15 protein-coding genes are annotated in these 15,489 nt (G+C 60.2%); 8 read left to right on the forward strand and 7 right to left on the reverse strand.

The window, feature by feature from the left end:
- Window positions 1-2 precede the first annotated feature (2 nt).
- On the reverse strand, window positions 3-1,190 hold the full coding sequence (locus tag SIB64_RS16665; protein ID WP_413441293.1) for an efflux RND transporter periplasmic adaptor subunit: 1,188 nt from the start codon (window positions 1,188-1,190) through the stop codon (window positions 3-5).
- 95 nt (window positions 1,191-1,285) lie between these two features.
- On the opposite strand from SIB64_RS16665, the gene SIB64_RS16670 reads away from it, so the two are divergent.
- On the forward strand, window positions 1,286-3,487 hold the full coding sequence (locus SIB64_RS16670) for an AAA family ATPase (RefSeq protein ID WP_413441294.1): 2,202 nt from the start codon (window positions 1,286-1,288) through the stop codon (window positions 3,485-3,487).
- 23 nt (window positions 3,488-3,510) lie between these two features.
- Here the strand turns inward: SIB64_RS16670 and SIB64_RS16675 are convergent, their stop codons facing one another.
- From SIB64_RS16675 to SIB64_RS16690, 4 genes are all read right to left on the reverse strand, one after another.
- Complete coding sequence (locus SIB64_RS16675; RefSeq protein WP_413441295.1) at window positions 3,511-4,152, reverse strand: protein phosphatase; 642 nt, start codon at window positions 4,150-4,152, stop codon at window positions 3,511-3,513.
- A gap of 243 nt (window positions 4,153-4,395) precedes the next feature.
- Window positions 4,396-4,656: a hypothetical protein gene (locus tag SIB64_RS16680; protein ID WP_413441296.1), complete on the reverse strand. Its 261-nt coding sequence runs from the start codon at window positions 4,654-4,656 to the stop codon at window positions 4,396-4,398.
- Window positions 4,657-4,679: 23 nt separating this feature from the next.
- Window positions 4,680-4,832 (reverse strand): hypothetical protein, encoded by a 153-nt coding sequence (locus tag SIB64_RS16685; protein WP_413441297.1) that lies wholly within the window; start codon window positions 4,830-4,832, stop codon window positions 4,680-4,682.
- Window positions 4,829-5,461: a 4'-phosphopantetheinyl transferase family protein gene (locus SIB64_RS16690; RefSeq protein ID WP_413441298.1), complete on the reverse strand. Its 633-nt coding sequence runs from the start codon at window positions 5,459-5,461 to the stop codon at window positions 4,829-4,831. Before SIB64_RS16690 ends, SIB64_RS16685 begins: the two co-directional genes overlap by 4 nt.
- A gap of 32 nt (window positions 5,462-5,493) precedes the next feature.
- Between SIB64_RS16690 and bcp the strand changes: the two genes are divergently transcribed.
- Window positions 5,494-5,961, forward strand: a complete 468-nt coding sequence (gene bcp, locus SIB64_RS16695) for a thioredoxin-dependent thiol peroxidase (RefSeq protein ID WP_413441299.1) — start codon at window positions 5,494-5,496, stop codon at window positions 5,959-5,961.
- Here bcp and SIB64_RS16700 read toward each other — a convergent pair.
- Both SIB64_RS16700 and SIB64_RS16705 read right to left on the reverse strand, forming a co-directional pair.
- Window positions 5,954-6,640, reverse strand: a complete 687-nt coding sequence (locus SIB64_RS16700; RefSeq protein WP_413441300.1) for a type III pantothenate kinase — start codon at window positions 6,638-6,640, stop codon at window positions 5,954-5,956. The genes bcp and SIB64_RS16700 overlap by 8 nt on opposite strands.
- Window positions 6,641-6,648: 8 nt before the next feature.
- Complete coding sequence (locus SIB64_RS16705; RefSeq protein ID WP_413441301.1) at window positions 6,649-7,440, reverse strand: phosphoadenylyl-sulfate reductase; 792 nt, start codon at window positions 7,438-7,440, stop codon at window positions 6,649-6,651.
- Between the two features lie 67 nt (window positions 7,441-7,507).
- Between SIB64_RS16705 and SIB64_RS16710 the strand changes: the two genes are divergently transcribed.
- The 6 genes from SIB64_RS16710 (at window position 7,508) to SIB64_RS16735 (ending at window position 15,489) form a co-directional block, all read left to right on the forward strand.
- Window positions 7,508-8,656: an NAD(P)/FAD-dependent oxidoreductase gene (locus SIB64_RS16710; RefSeq protein ID WP_413443081.1), complete on the forward strand. Its 1,149-nt coding sequence runs from the start codon at window positions 7,508-7,510 to the stop codon at window positions 8,654-8,656.
- On the forward strand, window positions 8,653-10,338 hold the full coding sequence (gene hflX / locus SIB64_RS16715) for a GTPase HflX (RefSeq protein WP_413441302.1): 1,686 nt from the start codon (window positions 8,653-8,655) through the stop codon (window positions 10,336-10,338). The genes SIB64_RS16710 and hflX overlap by 4 nt, the downstream gene beginning before the upstream one ends.
- Window positions 10,326-12,143, forward strand: coding sequence for an SLC13 family permease (locus SIB64_RS16720; protein WP_413441303.1), 1,818 nt, complete (start codon window positions 10,326-10,328; stop codon window positions 12,141-12,143). Before hflX ends, SIB64_RS16720 begins: the two co-directional genes overlap by 13 nt.
- 63 nt (window positions 12,144-12,206) lie before the next feature.
- On the forward strand, window positions 12,207-13,616 hold the full coding sequence (locus tag SIB64_RS16725) for a TrkH family potassium uptake protein (RefSeq protein ID WP_413441304.1): 1,410 nt from the start codon (window positions 12,207-12,209) through the stop codon (window positions 13,614-13,616).
- Between the two features lie 24 nt (window positions 13,617-13,640).
- Complete coding sequence (locus SIB64_RS16730; RefSeq protein ID WP_413441305.1) at window positions 13,641-14,345, forward strand: potassium channel family protein; 705 nt, start codon at window positions 13,641-13,643, stop codon at window positions 14,343-14,345.
- Window positions 14,346-14,349: 4 nt separating this feature from the next.
- Window positions 14,350-15,489: an anhydro-N-acetylmuramic acid kinase gene (locus SIB64_RS16735; protein WP_413441306.1), complete on the forward strand. Its 1,140-nt coding sequence runs from the start codon at window positions 14,350-14,352 to the stop codon at window positions 15,487-15,489.

The following is a 15,489-nucleotide window of genomic DNA, read 5'->3' on the forward strand; positions in this document are numbered from 1 at the left end:
CCTCAGTTCGCTGGTGCTGGAGCCACGGACGTGCCAGCGTCCTTGGATTGAATCTGCACAGGCATGCCGTGCTTGAGGTTGAGCAAATTGGTGGTGGCCACCTGGGCGTTGGGCTCAAGGCCTTTTGTGATCGGATAAAGATTGTTCTCCAGCTCACCCACCGTCACGGGTGTCTGAATGGCAAACAGCGCATTGTCCGGGAGCTTTCCAGCCTCCTTCGCTTTGTTCAGCGCATCTATATCCGCCTTCCCAGGATTGGCTTTCAGGTCGTCGAAACTCCCGAGTCGGAACACAAAGCTTTGTCCGGATGTCTGTGTAATGGCGACGAAGGGAACAGCCAGTTCCTCCTTCGCTTTGATCAGCACCCTGGTTCGCAAACGTTGGCCATTGAGCAACGTCCCGTCGGGATTGGCGAAAACCGCCTTAACCAGCAACCCCTGAGTCTTCTCATTGATCTGTGGGTTGATGGTGTCAACCTTCCCTGTGCTGATAACCGTTTCATTGCCCGGGGCACTGAGAAGCACGGGTTGGCCAATCGCCAACCGGTCTGAGAAAACTGCGGGCACCTCTACACGCGCTTCGAGCTCAGTGTTCTGAACAAGGCTGGTGAGGGTTTGCCCCTTGTTGATCACATCACCCACCTTCACCAATACATCAGAGACGAATCCGGCGGACGGCGCCCGCAGGTTGCTGTAACTGAGGGTGGCTTCAGTAGCTTTGATCATCTCCCTGGCCACGTCGACCTGCTTTTGAGCTGAGATGTATGCCGTCCGTTTCTGATCCCGCCTCTGTTCCGAGCTAGCACCCTGCTTGGCCAGATATTCGTAGCGTTCCCACTCGGTTTTCGTCCTGTCTGCTTCCGCCTCGGCTTCAGCAAGCTTCGCCCGGTCAGAGGCGAGCTGGGCCCGGATCTGAGCTTGATCGAGGACCATCAGCAGCTGTCCTGGCTGCACTTGGTCACCCTGGCGGATCATCAGCTCAAGAATCCGGCCCGATGCTTGAGCCGCCAACTGCACTCGATTGGTTGCTTCCAACGTGCTGACGGTGTCGACACCTTCAGTGAATTCGGCCATCGCGGCCGCTGCGGTTTGAACCTTGGGCGGCGGTGGCTGAGCAACCTCTTCGCCTGCGCAGGAACTGACCGTGATCAGTGCGGCGAGGGGAAGGAGTAATCGCAGCGGATGACGCACAGAATTCCAGTCTTTAAGCGGATTATGAGCATGAATAGGCACGGTGACGACCTGGCCGGGCTACCGGCAGAATTGGCACCAGGCTTGCTGCCACGTTGAGCCAAGATCTCTTTGCCTATCAAGGGGAACAGCAACGCCAGCGGCTTGCACCACTGGCGGATCGAATGCGCCCTCGAACCCTTGAAGAATTCGAGGGCCAAAGCGGGATCCTGGCGGATGGACGCCTGCTTCGACGAGCGATTGCTGCCGACCGTGTCGGCAACCTGATTCTGCATGGACCACCCGGGGTTGGGAAAACAACCCTGGCCAGGATCATCACGAACCACACCCGGGCCCATTTCAGCAGCCTGAATGCCGTGCTCGCAGGGGTCAAAGATCTCCGCCTTGAAGTGGACGCCGCCCGTCAACGCCTAGAGCGCCATGGTCTGCGTTCGATCCTGTTCATCGATGAGGTCCACCGTTTCAACAGCGCTCAGCAGGATGCTCTGCTGCCCTGGGTGGAGAACGGAACCGTCACGCTGATTGGGGCCACAACAGAAAACCCATATTTCGAGGTCAACAAAGCATTGGTGAGCCGCTCCAGGCTGTTCCGACTGCTTCCGCTCGCGCCCAAGGAACTGCACCGATTGCTGAAGCGAGCTCTCAGCGATCCCGAACGGGGCTATGGCCAGCGTTCGGTGTCGGTCAGCCCTGAGGCGGCGAATCATCTCGTTGATGTGGCCAACGGTGATGCCCGAAGCCTGCTAAACGCCCTGGAACTGGCGGTGGAAAGCAGCCCACCCGATCACGGCGGCACGATTCAGATCGAGCTCGGCACGGCTGAAGAATCCATCCAGGAACGCGCCGTGCTCTACGACAAGCACGGCGATGCGCACTACGACACCATCAGTGCCTTCATCAAATCCATCCGGGGATCCGATCCGGATGCATCCCTCTTTTGGCTGGCGCGGATGATGGAAGCGGGCGAGAACCCCCGCTTCATCTTTCGGCGCATGCTGATCGCCGCTGGTGAGGACATCGGACTGGCTGATCCCCAGGCGATTGTTGTGGTCGAAGCCTGCGCCGCCACGTTCGAACGGGTTGGCCTACCTGAAGGCTTGTATCCACTCGCCCAGGCAGCCCTCTACCTGGCCAGCACGGAAAAAAGCAACAGCGTTATGGGCTTCTTCGATGCCTTGAAGACGGTCCGGAATGCCAACCGGCAGGACGTGCCAAGCCATCTGCGGGATGCCAACCGGGATGGGGCCGCTTTTGGTGACGGCGTTGGGTATCGCTACCCCCATGCCTACACGGACCACTGGGTTGAGCAGCAGTATCTGCCTGGTGCACTTCAGGGAGAGGTGTTCTGGCAACCGGGTGCACTGGGTTGGGAAGGAACACGGCGGGATCGGATGGCCGAACGCAGGGCTGCACAGCTCGCCGCGGCCGCTGAACTGGCGGCGGATCATCCACTGCTGCTGAGCAGCGGGCCCGACAGTCCCGCCCTCGAGCGCTGGATTCAGCGTCAGCTCGGGCAAGAGGGAGAGCGCTTGCATCAGCTGCGGGAGAAACTCTGGGATGGCGTGCCCTGGAAACGCAACGATCGGGTGCTGCTGGTGGGCATCCGTTCCCTGCTCTGGGCCCTTGATCCACTGCGGGCGGCACCGGAGGGCGGCGTCACATTGCTGGCTGCATCGGAGAACGACCGCCAACGCCTCGAGGCCCAGATCACGTTGCTTGAACCGGAGCATCGCCCCCAGCTACTGGTGGGGGGCACGGAAACCTTGACAGCGTTGCCGAACGCCCAACGGTTCGAGTGGATTGGGGGGCGCCTCAGCGCAGCTGAGTATCCAGGCTCCATGGGGAGCACCTTCTGGACACAACTCGGGCAACGCTGTTGCCCGGGGGCCGGATTACGACTGCTGATCAGCAAAGCGGCAGCCGGACCAGCGGCCGCTTTGCTGCGGACACTCAACACGTCGAGCACACAGCTGGAACCGCTGATCAAACGGGAAGAAGACTGGCTGGCGCAGCAGACACCACCTCTGATGGAGCTGCGTCAGCAAGGCTGGACCGTGACCGAAACCGCCTGGAGCGAGACGGTCGAACTGGGCTCCAGCGGCGATCTGATCGAGCGTTGGCTAGGTGACGGGTCCGCCTACCGCCAAGCGATGACAGGCATTGATGAAGCCTTGCTGCTGCAGCTGCGCACCCTGATGAAAAGCCTTGACGGCAAAGGAATCCGAATGCCGATGCAGCATCGGTTGTTCAGTGGCGAATTGGCACAAAAAAACCCCAGCGAAGCCGGGGCTGAATAAATGAATGAAGACTCAGCGCCTGATCACCAGAGGGGACGAGCTGGAGCGGGAGCAACGGAGCGAGTCGGCTCAGCGGGCAGCTGAGAGTTGGCCTGGACGCAAGCGGGCAGGAAGACGTACCAGGAGAGCAGTGAAGTGCACTGGGCGTCGCCTTCGCACTTGTCAGGAGCACAGACATTCTGAACACCGTCATAGGTGCTGCAGGTGTCAGCCAGACGGAAGTCGACAGGCAGGAAGCTCATGATTCCAGCGGAAGACAGCTTGCCATCTACTGAGTCAAGGATGATGGCGGAGCGAAGAGCGACCACAGCGGTCGACTTCATCTTCCAGTAGGGAAAGTAGGAACGGGTCTGATCCTTGAGGAACTTGACACCGTCAGAGGAATACAGGAAGCGTGAAACGCCGACCACATCGACCGAGTAGGTCTTGGTCATACCTTCCTGAATTTCCTCAGAAGTCCAACCGGAAGAGTTGACACCTGCCAGAAGAGCGCGGTCGGTGATTTCTCCGGTGGTGAGGAAAGTCTTGAACTCGGAGGACGTGGTGGTCCAGACAGCACCACCTGTATTCCAACGAACAGGGCGCTTGGTACGAGCTTCAGCAGGAAGCGCCAGAGCGGTAAGGGTTGCGCCGGCGAGAACGCCAGCTGCGAGACGAGTGAACACGGACGACAAAAGGGGACGTCATTAAAAAAAATAGCTGTCCAGAGAAAAAACGCCAACTCTCTATCAACGCTGGAGCAGCCCAAATTGGGACCATTCGTACGCGATTGACTGACCGGCTGCTCAGCGGCCCTGTCCCTCGATCTTTAAAGGACTCCAGCACCGCGGACAATGTCCTGCAAACGGTTGACCGACGTGTTCACGATCACCCTTGCAATGTTGAGTGAACAATTGTTGGATGAACAATTAATTGCTGCGCCGTTCCACGAGAGCCAAATAGGCCTCACGCCCTCGTCTCGGCACGATCCACAATTTGGTTGACACCGCATCACGTTCCACCCGTGCGGTGACATCGCTGGATGAGCAAAGTCCCAAAGCCAGCAGCGAATCTGCGAATTCGTCCCAGTACTGACGTGTCATCTGAGCGTGCGTGAAATCCATCAGCAGCGATTCCGCTTCGCGGCGTTGGTCCAATGTGATGTCCCGTTCACTGAGATGGGAGACCATTGTTTTTTGATCTGACCCAAGCATCAGTGGAAAAAGGCACCATCAAGACGGATCGCGCGACGAGGTCTCACAAGACCTGCCCAACCGATCACCAACAATCCGATGGCTACCAGACCGCTGCTCAATCGCACGGCGATCAAACGGCCACCCAGGCCCCCCTCGAAAGACCATCTCACCGGAGGCAGATCTGCAGGTCCTGTCCCGACTGATCGACATCACACGCGACCGCGATCTGCCAGTCGCCAAATTGATAATGACGAATCCGAACCCGATCACCATGGTCGAGGTGATTGGCCACTTCAGCATTGCCTGACCATGACCAGGCAGACAAATCTCGGGCCAGCGAACCGCGTTGCCATTTGATCGCCGCTTCTTTGGCAAGCCACTGACGCAGCACCTCCGATCTGCAGGCCTTCGAGGACATGGAATTCAGACCGTCCAGATCGCGGCGACAAAAAAAGCGCCTGGCCAGTGTCAGGGCATGAAACGATCGATCCGACCGCTCCAGGTCAATGCCGATTGGCAAAACAGACCAGGCCAGAGCAAGCGCGTCATGGCTGTGGGAAATGCTGACGAAGCCCCATCCACGGTCAAGGGTTGCAGGCTGCCCGGGCGGCGCATGCACTGGAATGAGCCCAGGGTCTCGATCAAAGTGTCTGGACAGACAGCGCCGCAGCCATGCCCGGGTGAAGCGGTACTGATCGGCGCGGCGACCCGCCAACGCATCAGCAGCGATCAACTCCTCCGGAGACAACAAAGCCGCCGGCAGTGGAACCGGCGCAGACGGGATCAGCCACAAGGCCATTACGCTGCCGAGATCCTTGTTTGAGCAATCCCGTGGCCCTGGAGATCGGCGATCAGGCACCGAATTTCTCACTCCCGAATCAGGACGGAACGTCCGTACAGCTCTCGGACCTGAAGGGCCAACGGGTTGTTCTCTATTTCTATCCAAAAGACGACACCCCGGGTTGCACCAAGGAGGCCTGCAATTTCAGAGACCGCTGGGAGCGCTTCAGCGACGCTGGAATCAATGTGCTGGGCATCAGCAAGGACAATGCAACCTCCCACACCAAGTTCATTACCAAACACGAACTGCCCTTCACCCTTCTGACTGATCCTGAACCCTGCCCAGTCGCCAGCAGCTACGACAGCTACGGGCTGAAGAAATTCATGGGCCGGGAGTACATGGGGATGATGCGGCACACATTTGTGATCGATGCGGAAGGCAAGATCGAGCGGATCTATCTCAAGGTGAAGGCAGCCACCATGGCAGACACAATTTTGAGCGATCTGGGCCTCAGCTGATCCCATCGATCAGATTCACCACACCTTTCATCACGAGGTCTGCATCCAGCTGGAGATTGACGCCCTGGCGCTCCAATTCCCTGGCCAGTAGAGGTCCATCCCCTCCACTGATCCAAAGGCAGGCTCCGCTTCGGCTCCAGGCCTGTAGAACGGAGCCGACCATGGACTGCAAAGCACCTCGCAACATTGCCTGTCCCGTATTTTGCGGGAAATAATCCTCCGGCAACGCGATGGGCTCCGGCCGCTGCAGACACGAAGTGCCGGATTCCATGGCTGCGATCTGAAGCCTCCATCCAGGCATCAATTGGCCGCCACTGAAGCACCCATCCTGCGTCAGCAGCGTCAGGCTCAGAACCGTCCCTGCATCCGCCAACAACAGACCAGATCGCAGATCAAGCCCCTTCTTCCGACTCAGGGTCCAGGCGGACCAGGCACCCAAGGCGCGATCCACCCCCAGCCAGTTGGGAGTGCCCTGCAAAGGCACGTCCATCAGGGTGAGTCGTCGTTCCGGGATGAGATTGGGATGATCAGGAGGCACGGCGCCAACCGCAGCCCAAATCGGAGTACGCCCCGCCAACGTTGAGGGGTTCGGGGCGCCATGGCTGAATGTCCAGTGGACACCCTGACGTGTCGCCCAGTGCCAACGGCTATTGCCTATCAGAAGAGCGGATGGCGCCACTGACCCGGTCAGATGCCATCTCCCATCATCCCTTCTCCAGCAGCGTCGCCAAGGTGAATGCCGCACTCCTGTTTGAGACCACCGAAACGGGTATCGCGTCCAGACAAATCACCATCATCGGGTCGACTCGAATGCCAATCACCGACAGTCGAATACCCCTGCTCGAACAGAGGATGCTGGGGGAGGTCGTTTGACGTCATGTAGTAGTAGACCTCTTTATTGGTCCAGTCCAACAAAGGATGGAGGCCAAGTCGATCCCTGATCGGATCAAGCCAGGTCATGCTGCGCCGGTGATCGGTCTGCTTTCTTCGTACACCACTGGCCCAACACTCCGTTCGCAGCGCTGCGAATGAAGCTTCAAGGGGGTCGACTTTGCGAATCCGGTGGTAAAGCCCAAGATCGGAAACATCTCCCGTCTCCCAAAGCTTTCCATGGAGGGCCTCCATCCTCGCTGGAGACATCTCACTTTGTGCGACAACTAGACGAATGCCGAGCCGTTCAGTCAACGTCGCAGCGTATTGATAAGTCTCGGTGGGGAGATAGCCGGTATCCACCCAGACCACAGGCGTGTCTCGACCTGAAGGCAGCTCACTGAGCATGTGCAGCAGAACTGCGGATTGAATGCCAAAACTGGTAGTCATCGCGAACTGCCCTGGGAAATGATCCAAGGCCCAGGCCAAACGACCTTCCGGGGGCAAGGACGCCAGCGCAACCCGATGGGCATCGAGGTCTTCCAACACCCGTGAAGCACTTCCCATGGGAACAGCGGTGCGAACCATGCCGTCCGGCGTCTCCTTCATCGGCCCATTCTCTCCTGTCACCGAACCGGAAGCTCTGCCTATCGTTCAATCAGTACAGGCATCCGGGATGCATGAGGACCCGCCGTCAACCGACGCAACGGTGATTGTCGGTGGTGGATTCGGAGGATTAACCGCCGCTCTGAGCCTGGCCAAGTCGGTTCCTCGGGGCCCAATCACCCTGATCGAGCCCCGCGATCGATTTTTGTTTCAGCCGCTTCTTTATGAATTGCTCAGCGGAGAACTGCAGAGCTGGGAAGTAGCGCCGCGATACAACCGTCTGCTCAGCCACCACGGCATCAACTGGATACAAGAGCGCGTTACGACGCTCGACTTCAGCGAACGACGCATCAAAACAGCATCGGGGCAGCAGCTGAACTGGGGTGCCGTGGTAGTGGCAACTGGAGCGCGCACCAACGATTTCGGAATCCCAGGGGTTGCTGACCATGCCCTGGGATTCCAGACCCTGGAAGACGTCAACAGCCTGCGCAACAAGTTGCGTGAGTTGCGCCTTCAACGCCGACCCGATGCAGCACTGGTGATCGTTGGTGCTGGACCAACCGGTGTTGAACTGGCTTGCAAGATGGCGGATCTACTGGAGGGCACCGCCAGGCTGCATCTGATTGAAATGGGAGAGACCGTTCTTGCCAACAATGCCGCTTTCAACCGTGAACGAGCGGCAGCAGCGCTGGAAAAGCGGGATGTGACCGTGCATCTCAAAACGGCCGTGACCGCAGTCCATCCGGACCGGGTCGAGCTAACGAACGGACGCCAGCTCTCCCATCAAGGGCTGATCTGGACAGCAGGCAGTCGGCCGAATTTGCCACCGATGAGCCCCGATCCAATGCTCGTGGGCGGTCGTCTGGCCATCGGATCAGATCTGCGTCTGATCGGACACGACCAGGCCTTCGCGATTGGTGACGGTTCCTGCTGTGCTGAAGAGAGCTGGCCAGCCACAGCGCAAGTGGCAATGCAGCAGGGAGAAGCTGTTGCCAAGGCTCTTCTGGCAACCCGCGGGGGCGATCCCCCCCAACCCTTCCACTTTCAGGACCGCGGCGAGATGCTGAGCCTCGGACTTGGAGATGCGACGTTGACGGGGATGGGAGTGACCCTGGCCGGACCGATCGCCTTTCAGATCCGCAGAGCGGCTTATCTCACCCGTCTGCCGGGGCTGTCTCTCGGCATCCGATCTGCAAGTGCCTGGCTGCTGGGTCATTGAGACAAGCCCATCTCTCGGGACGCATCAAAGGGTTGCGCCCGGGTCAGCAACGCCAGCTTGAACGGCTCAGCCAGCGACGTCACCCTGAGAACGGAGTCGCCGATCAGCTCACGCTTGAGCGACTCGGCGAACTGGCCACCGAACTGGATCAGCCCCTGCACCTGGTTCTCGATGGACGAGGCCTGTGTCGACTGCTCTGGGTGGGCCCCTTTTCGGGATCAGATCCGTTGTTGAGCCACCTACCGGAAGCCCCCCGCCGGCAGGCGGGGGGCTGGCGACTGATCAGCAGCTGCAGCCAAAACCAAACCAGCTCACCCGATCAACGCGATGCCTTGCTGGCCCTGGATCTCGCTCCACAGATCTGGCTCCGCTTCAGCATCCGCGTCGCGCCGGACGGCCAGCGGCCTGCCTCCCTGTTCCAGCCCGACCGCACCAATGCGGCGGGCTGGACAGAACTGGAGCAGGGCGACCTCCGTCACCTGTGCAGTCATGACCTTGCAACGCAAGACATCTCCAGCAACAAAAGCCTCCCCGATCCTGAACAAGGCGAGCGGGTGCTGCTGCTGACCCTCTCCAACAGAGATCAGCAGTGCAGCGATCGCGACTTGTCCGAACTGGAAGGGCTGGTGCGAAGCGCCGGAGCGACACCGGTGGCCGTGATCCGCCAGCGCCCCGGACCTGCCAACCCGCAAACGGTATGGGGGAAGGGAAAACTCCAGGCAGCAGCCCTGGACGTCCGACGCTGCCGCGCCTCCCTCGTGATCACAGACCGGGAACTCACACCGGTGCAAGCCCGTAACCTCGAGCGGCTGCTGGATTGCCCAGTGATGGACCGCAGCGAGCTGATTCTCGACATCTTTGCCCAGCGGGCAGGCAGTGCAGCCGGACGCCTTCAAGTTGAACTGGCACAGCTGCGCTATCGACTGCCGCGATTGCTCGGGCGAGGTCGAAGTCTGTCCAGACAGGGAGGGGGCATTGGAACCCGTGGCCCGGGAGAAACACAACTTGAGAAAGACCGCCGCGCCATCGCACGGCGGATTGAACGCCTACTTCGCGACCAGCGACACCTGCAACAACACCGCAGTCGCCTGCGTGATCAGCGTCGCGGTCTGCCGCGTGTGGCCCTGGTCGGCTACACCAATGCTGGCAAATCCAGCCTGCTCAATGCCCTCTGCGGCCGGCGGCAACAGGATCGCGTGCTGGCTGAGGACAAACTGTTCGCAACCCTTGATCCGACAACACGACGCCTTGAACTGCCCAACCCGGGCACCGCACCCCACACCGTTCTACTGACCGACACCGTTGGCTTCATTCGCGACTTGCCGGAACCGCTGGTGGAAGCCTTCAGCGCCACCCTCGAGGAGACCCTGGATGCCGACATCCTGCTTCTGGTGGTGAATCTGGCCGATCCAGACTGGTCGAGCCAGCTCAGCACGGTGCATCGACTACTGGATCAGCTGGGCAGCAGCGCCTTTCGTCTCATCGTCGGCAACCAGATCGATCGATGTCCTCTGCCGGAAATTGAAGCGATCCGACAAAAAGAACCCGGAAGCCTCTTTCTATCCGCGACGCAGGGTGATGGCCTTCACGGTTTACGGGATTGGTTGAGGGTGCAATTGTTTGATGCGGGGGCAGAATCAGGCCCACCCACGCGTGGGCACCAGCCCGAATGGCCGAGCTGATCAGCACGATTCAGGACCCACAGGCCCTGATCAGCCTCGCTGTGCTGATCCTTGCAGTGGTGCTGTTCATATCCAATGCGCTGGCACCAGAGCTGACTGGATTGCTGAGCGTCAGCCTGTTGATGGCCACGGGAGTGCTCCGACCGGAGGAAGCGCTGTCGGGCTTCGGCAGTCCTGCTCTGATCACACTTCTTGGTCTGTTTCCTGTCTCAGCGGCGCTTTTCAAAAGCGGAGCCCTGGATCGACTCAGAGCGCTCATCGCCTCAGAACGGATTCGGAGCCCCCGTCGACTGATCGCCCTGATGGCATTCGTGATTGCACCCGTCTCGGGGGTGGTGCCCAACACCCCTGTGGTGGCCTCCCTGTTGCCGGTGATCGAGAACTGGTGCCATCGACGCGGGCTCTCACCATCGCGGGTGCTACTGCCGCTCTCGTTTTCCACCGTGCTGGGCGGCACCCTCACCCTGCTCGGAAGCTCGGTGAATCTGCTGGTCAGCGACATCAGCCAGCAACTGGGACATGGCTCCCTGGAGCTGTTCAGTTTCACCTTGATCAGCATCCCGGTCTGGCTCGCCGGTGCGACCTATCTCGTCCTCGCTCCGCGAGCGCTTTTACCGGACCGGGGAACCAACGGAGATGACCTCGCCATCCGACCGGAACGCAGCAGCTACTGCACCGAAGTCACCATCCCGGAGGATTCGGAACTTGTGGGGCGCTCCTTGCATAACAGTCGTCTGCAACGTCGCTTCGACGTGGACGTGCTGGAACTTCAACGCGGTGGGGAGCGGATCCTGCCGCCACTGGCGGACAGGAGTCTGCAAGCCGGTGATCATCTGCTGCTGCGTGTGACCCGTCAGGATCTTCTGCGCCTGCAACAGGACCACACCATTCAGCTCACCACGCAGGGAGCCAACGTCGGCTTCAGCCTGGAGAACGGCAATGGGGGTGGGCAGAAAACCGTTGAAGTGCTGCTCCCGGCAGGATCCACGCTCGCCGGAGCGAGTTTGCGGGAATTGCGATTCCGGCAACGCCACAACGCCACGGTTCTTGCCCTGAGACGCGGCCAGGAAACCGTGCAGGAACGGCTGGGACAGGTGGTGCTGCGAGAGGGCGATGTTCTGCTCCTACAAGCTCCTCTCGATTCAATCCGTGGCTTGCAGGCCAACAATGACCTGCTCGTGATGGATCGACTGGAGGATGACCTGCCGACCGTGCGTCGCAAGCCGATCGCGATCAGCATCGCCGCGAGCATGCTCCTGCTCCCAACCCTTACGCCGGTGCCATTGGTCGCATCGGTCCTGCTCGCCACCGTGGCAGTTGTGGCCAGTGGCTGCCTGCGTCCAGGAGAACTGCAACGCTCGATTCGGCTTGATGTGATCCTGCTTCTGGGATCCCTGACCAGCTTCAGCGTCGCCCTGCAGAAAACCGGCCTGGCCGATGCACTCGCCTCCGGCCTCGAACAGGGGCTTCAAGGCTGGCCGAGCTATGGATCCTTGGTGGTGATCTTTATCGGCACCACCCTGGTGACGCAGGTCATGAGCAATGCCGCATCCGTCGCGCTTCTCGCTCCGGTTGCCGTGCAACTGGCTCCCAGCCTGGAACTGCCACCAACGGCAATGTTGATCACCGTTCTGTTCGGCGCCAGCCAATCCTTTCTCACACCGGTCGGGTATCAAACCAATCTGATGGTGTTCGCTCCGGGGCGGTACCGATTTCTCGATGTCACGCGTTATGGAAGCGGCCTCACTCTGATCATGACCCTGCTGGTGCCCGCTCTGATTCTTTGGCGATACGGACCGAGCTGATCAACACTGGTGTGACGGACGATCGATCCCGTTGGCAACGATTCCTACCCCTGGCCGCGCCCTGTGTCCTTGAACGAGGTTCTGCAGCACCGCCATGGCCGTCACCGGCGGTTGACGGTTCCCCAGTTCACGGTGGTCACCGGATTGCTAGTAATCCTTCTTGGCACGCTCCTGCTCGCCACACCACTGTGCTCGACATCGAGTGTCGGACTCTGGGAAGCGCTGTTCACAGCCACGTCAGCCATCACTGTGACCGGGCTGACGATCATCGATATCGGTAAGGACTTAACCGGCTTCGGGCAGATCGTTCTGGCGGCAATGATTCTCGCCGGTGGGCTGGGGCTGATGGCCATCACCACGTTTCTTCAAGGCTTTGTGGTGCGAGGAACCGGACTCCGGCAACGGATTGACCGGGGCCGAACCCTGGATGAATTCGGCGTTGGCGGAGTCGGCAGCACATTCCGTGGCATTGCGCTGACGGCCGCTCTGGTGATCCTGATCGGTGCGGCGGTTCTCTACGGCTATGGCTTCACCGACATTGCCGATCCCGCAGAACGGCTTTGGGCTGCGTTGTTCCACAGCATCTCCGCTTATAACAATGCCGGTTTCGGGCTTTGGTCCGACAGCCTGGAGCGCTACCGCAGCCACGGCGTTGTGAACGCAGTGGTGATGCTGCTGATCGTGATGGGTGGCCTCGGTTGGCGCGTCACCAGTGATCTGACAGGCCGGTTAATGCGGGGCGGCCGAGGCCGGCTGAGTCTTCACACGCGACTGGTCCTGCGCACGACCTTACTGCTCATCGCCATCGGAACAGTGGGGCTTGCGCTCACTGAATCGCTCAACAAAGGAGAGATCTTTCTGACGTTGTCCTGGTCCGAGCGCTGGATGACCGCACTCTTTCAGTCAGTCACAGCACGAACCGCAGGCTTCAACACCATGCCGTTCTCCATCGACAGCATCACGGAGTCAGGCATCCTTCTGATGGTGACCTTGATGTTCATCGGTGCCAGTCCGGGGGGAACCGGCGGCGGGATCAAAACAACCACCGTCGCTGCTCTGATGGCCGCCACCCGCTCCACGCTGCGGGGCCGTGACGCAGTCGTGATCCGCAACAGGGAAATTTCCGACAAGGTCGTCCTCCGCGCTGTGGGAATCACCATGGCCTCACTACTTTTTGTGCTGGTCATGACCCTGCTGATCAGCTTCGCGAGCAATTTCGATGGACGGGATGACTTCACCTTCCTGGCGATGCTCTTCACATGCATTTCGGCATTTGCGACCGTTGGCCTTGATGTGGGAGTCACGGCCCAGCTGGGTCATTTCAGCCAGGGGGTTCTGCTTGTGGGCATGTTTGTGGGCCGACTTGGGATTCTTCTTCTTCTAAGCGCGATCTGGGAGGCACTCACCCGAGAGCAGATTCACATGCATCGTCAGAATCGAATTGGTTATCCACGCGAAGATCTGTATGTCTGAGCAGTCCTTCCAGGGACCCGAACCATGAGGGAGTGGTGGCACTGGAGGCCCCTTCAAGGCAGTGAGCAACTTGGTTTCGCCGTCATCGGCGTCGGCCGCTTCGGCATCGCCGTCTGTCGCGAACTGCTTCAAAACGGGGCAGACGTTCTGGCCGTTGACCGCTCCGCCAGAGCCGTGGAGGAGCTGCGCCAACTGGAGCCTGCGATCGAAGCGCGGGTTGTGGACTGCACCGATGAGGAATCCCTGCGCGAGGCCGGCATCCTCGATATGGGGACGGTGGTGGTGGCGATCAGTGAACCGATCGAGGCAAGCATCACAGCCACCTTGATCGCGAAGGACAGCGAAGGGACCAAGGTCAAACAAGTGATTGCGAGGGCCACCAGCGACCTCCACGAAAAGATGCTCAAACGCGTCGGGGCCGACAGGGTGATCTTTCCCTCCCGCATGCAGGGCGAACGTCTTGGCTTGGAGTTGGTCCGGCCCAACCTGATGGAGCGCCTCGCACTTGATGAGACCCATGGCATCGAGGAGATCAAAGTTCCAGAACCCTTCGTGGGGCAGTCCCTGCGCGATCTCAATCTGCGTAAGAACTATCGGGTAAATGTGCTGGCTGCAGGGCCCCAGCGCAATCTCACCGTCAATCCACCCGCCTCCCATGTGCTCGAACAGGGGCACCTGCTTGTTGTGATGGGACTGATGGACGACCTGCAGCGCCTGCCAAAAACCTGACGCCATGCTCTGTCTTGGGCTGATGAGCGGAACGAGCGCCGACGGCGTGGATGCTGTGTTGGCCGAATTCAAGGGCTCCGCGCAGTATCCGCGATGGCGCCTGATCCGACATCACCAAACCCCCTACGCCATGCCCCTGCGGCACCGCATCATCGCGGCAGGCCAAGGGCAAGCTCTAACGGCACTGGAGTGGCTGAATCTGGCGGAAAGCATCACGGAAGCCCAGGCCGAAGCGGCCCTGGCCTGTGATCCCGATGGCCATGCATCCCTCATCGGCTGTCATGGCCAGACCCTGTGGCATCGACCACCTTCAGAACTGAAACGGGGTGCGAGCTGGCAGAGCCTCCAGGCCCCGCTGCTGGCCCAGTTGCTGAATCGCCCCGTGATCCATGATTTTCGTGCCGCGGATCTTGCGCTGGGTGGGCAGGGAGCACCTTTGGTTCCGAGGGCCGATGCGGCCCTGGTCGGGGGGATCGCCGGCTGGCGAGCCCTTCTGAATCTTGGCGGGATCGCCAATCTGACACTCATCCCTCCACGCTGCGGCCCAGATCGGTTGCAGTCGGTCCAAGGCTGGGACTGTGGACCGGCCAACTCCCTGATCGATCTGGCCGTCAGTCGCTTCACGAACGGTGAGCAAACCTTTGATCGGGATGGATCGATGGCCGCAGCGGGCCACTGCAGTGAGGATTGGATCCTGCGATGGCTGGCCCATCCATATCTGCGAGCCGCCCCACCGAAATCAACAGGTCGGGAGCTGTTCGGATCCAGTGACCTCGATCAACGCCTCCAGGATATGAAGGGGATGAACCCCAGCGATGTGGTGGCAACGCTCACTGCTTTCACAGCCGCAGTGATCGCCCAGGACCTACAGCACCTTGGACACCGAAGCGGCATCCGACCGCTTGAACTGATTGTGGCGGGCGGTGGACGACACAACCCTGTGTTGATGTGGGAATTGCAGACCCGTTGCCGTGGCCTCAGCGTGCACTGCAGCGATGACATCGGCCTGCCAGCGGAAGCACGGGAGGCTCTGGTTTTTGCACTCCTGGCGTGGTGGCACCAGCGTCACCAGCCTGGCAATGCTCCAGCGGTCACAGGAGCCTCTCGCGAAACAACCCTTGGCTGTGTCGTCATGCCGGGGTGA

This window comes from Synechococcus sp. MIT S1220, assembly GCF_047303025.1.
Lineage (GTDB): Bacteria > Cyanobacteriota > Cyanobacteriia > PCC-6307 > Cyanobiaceae > Parasynechococcus.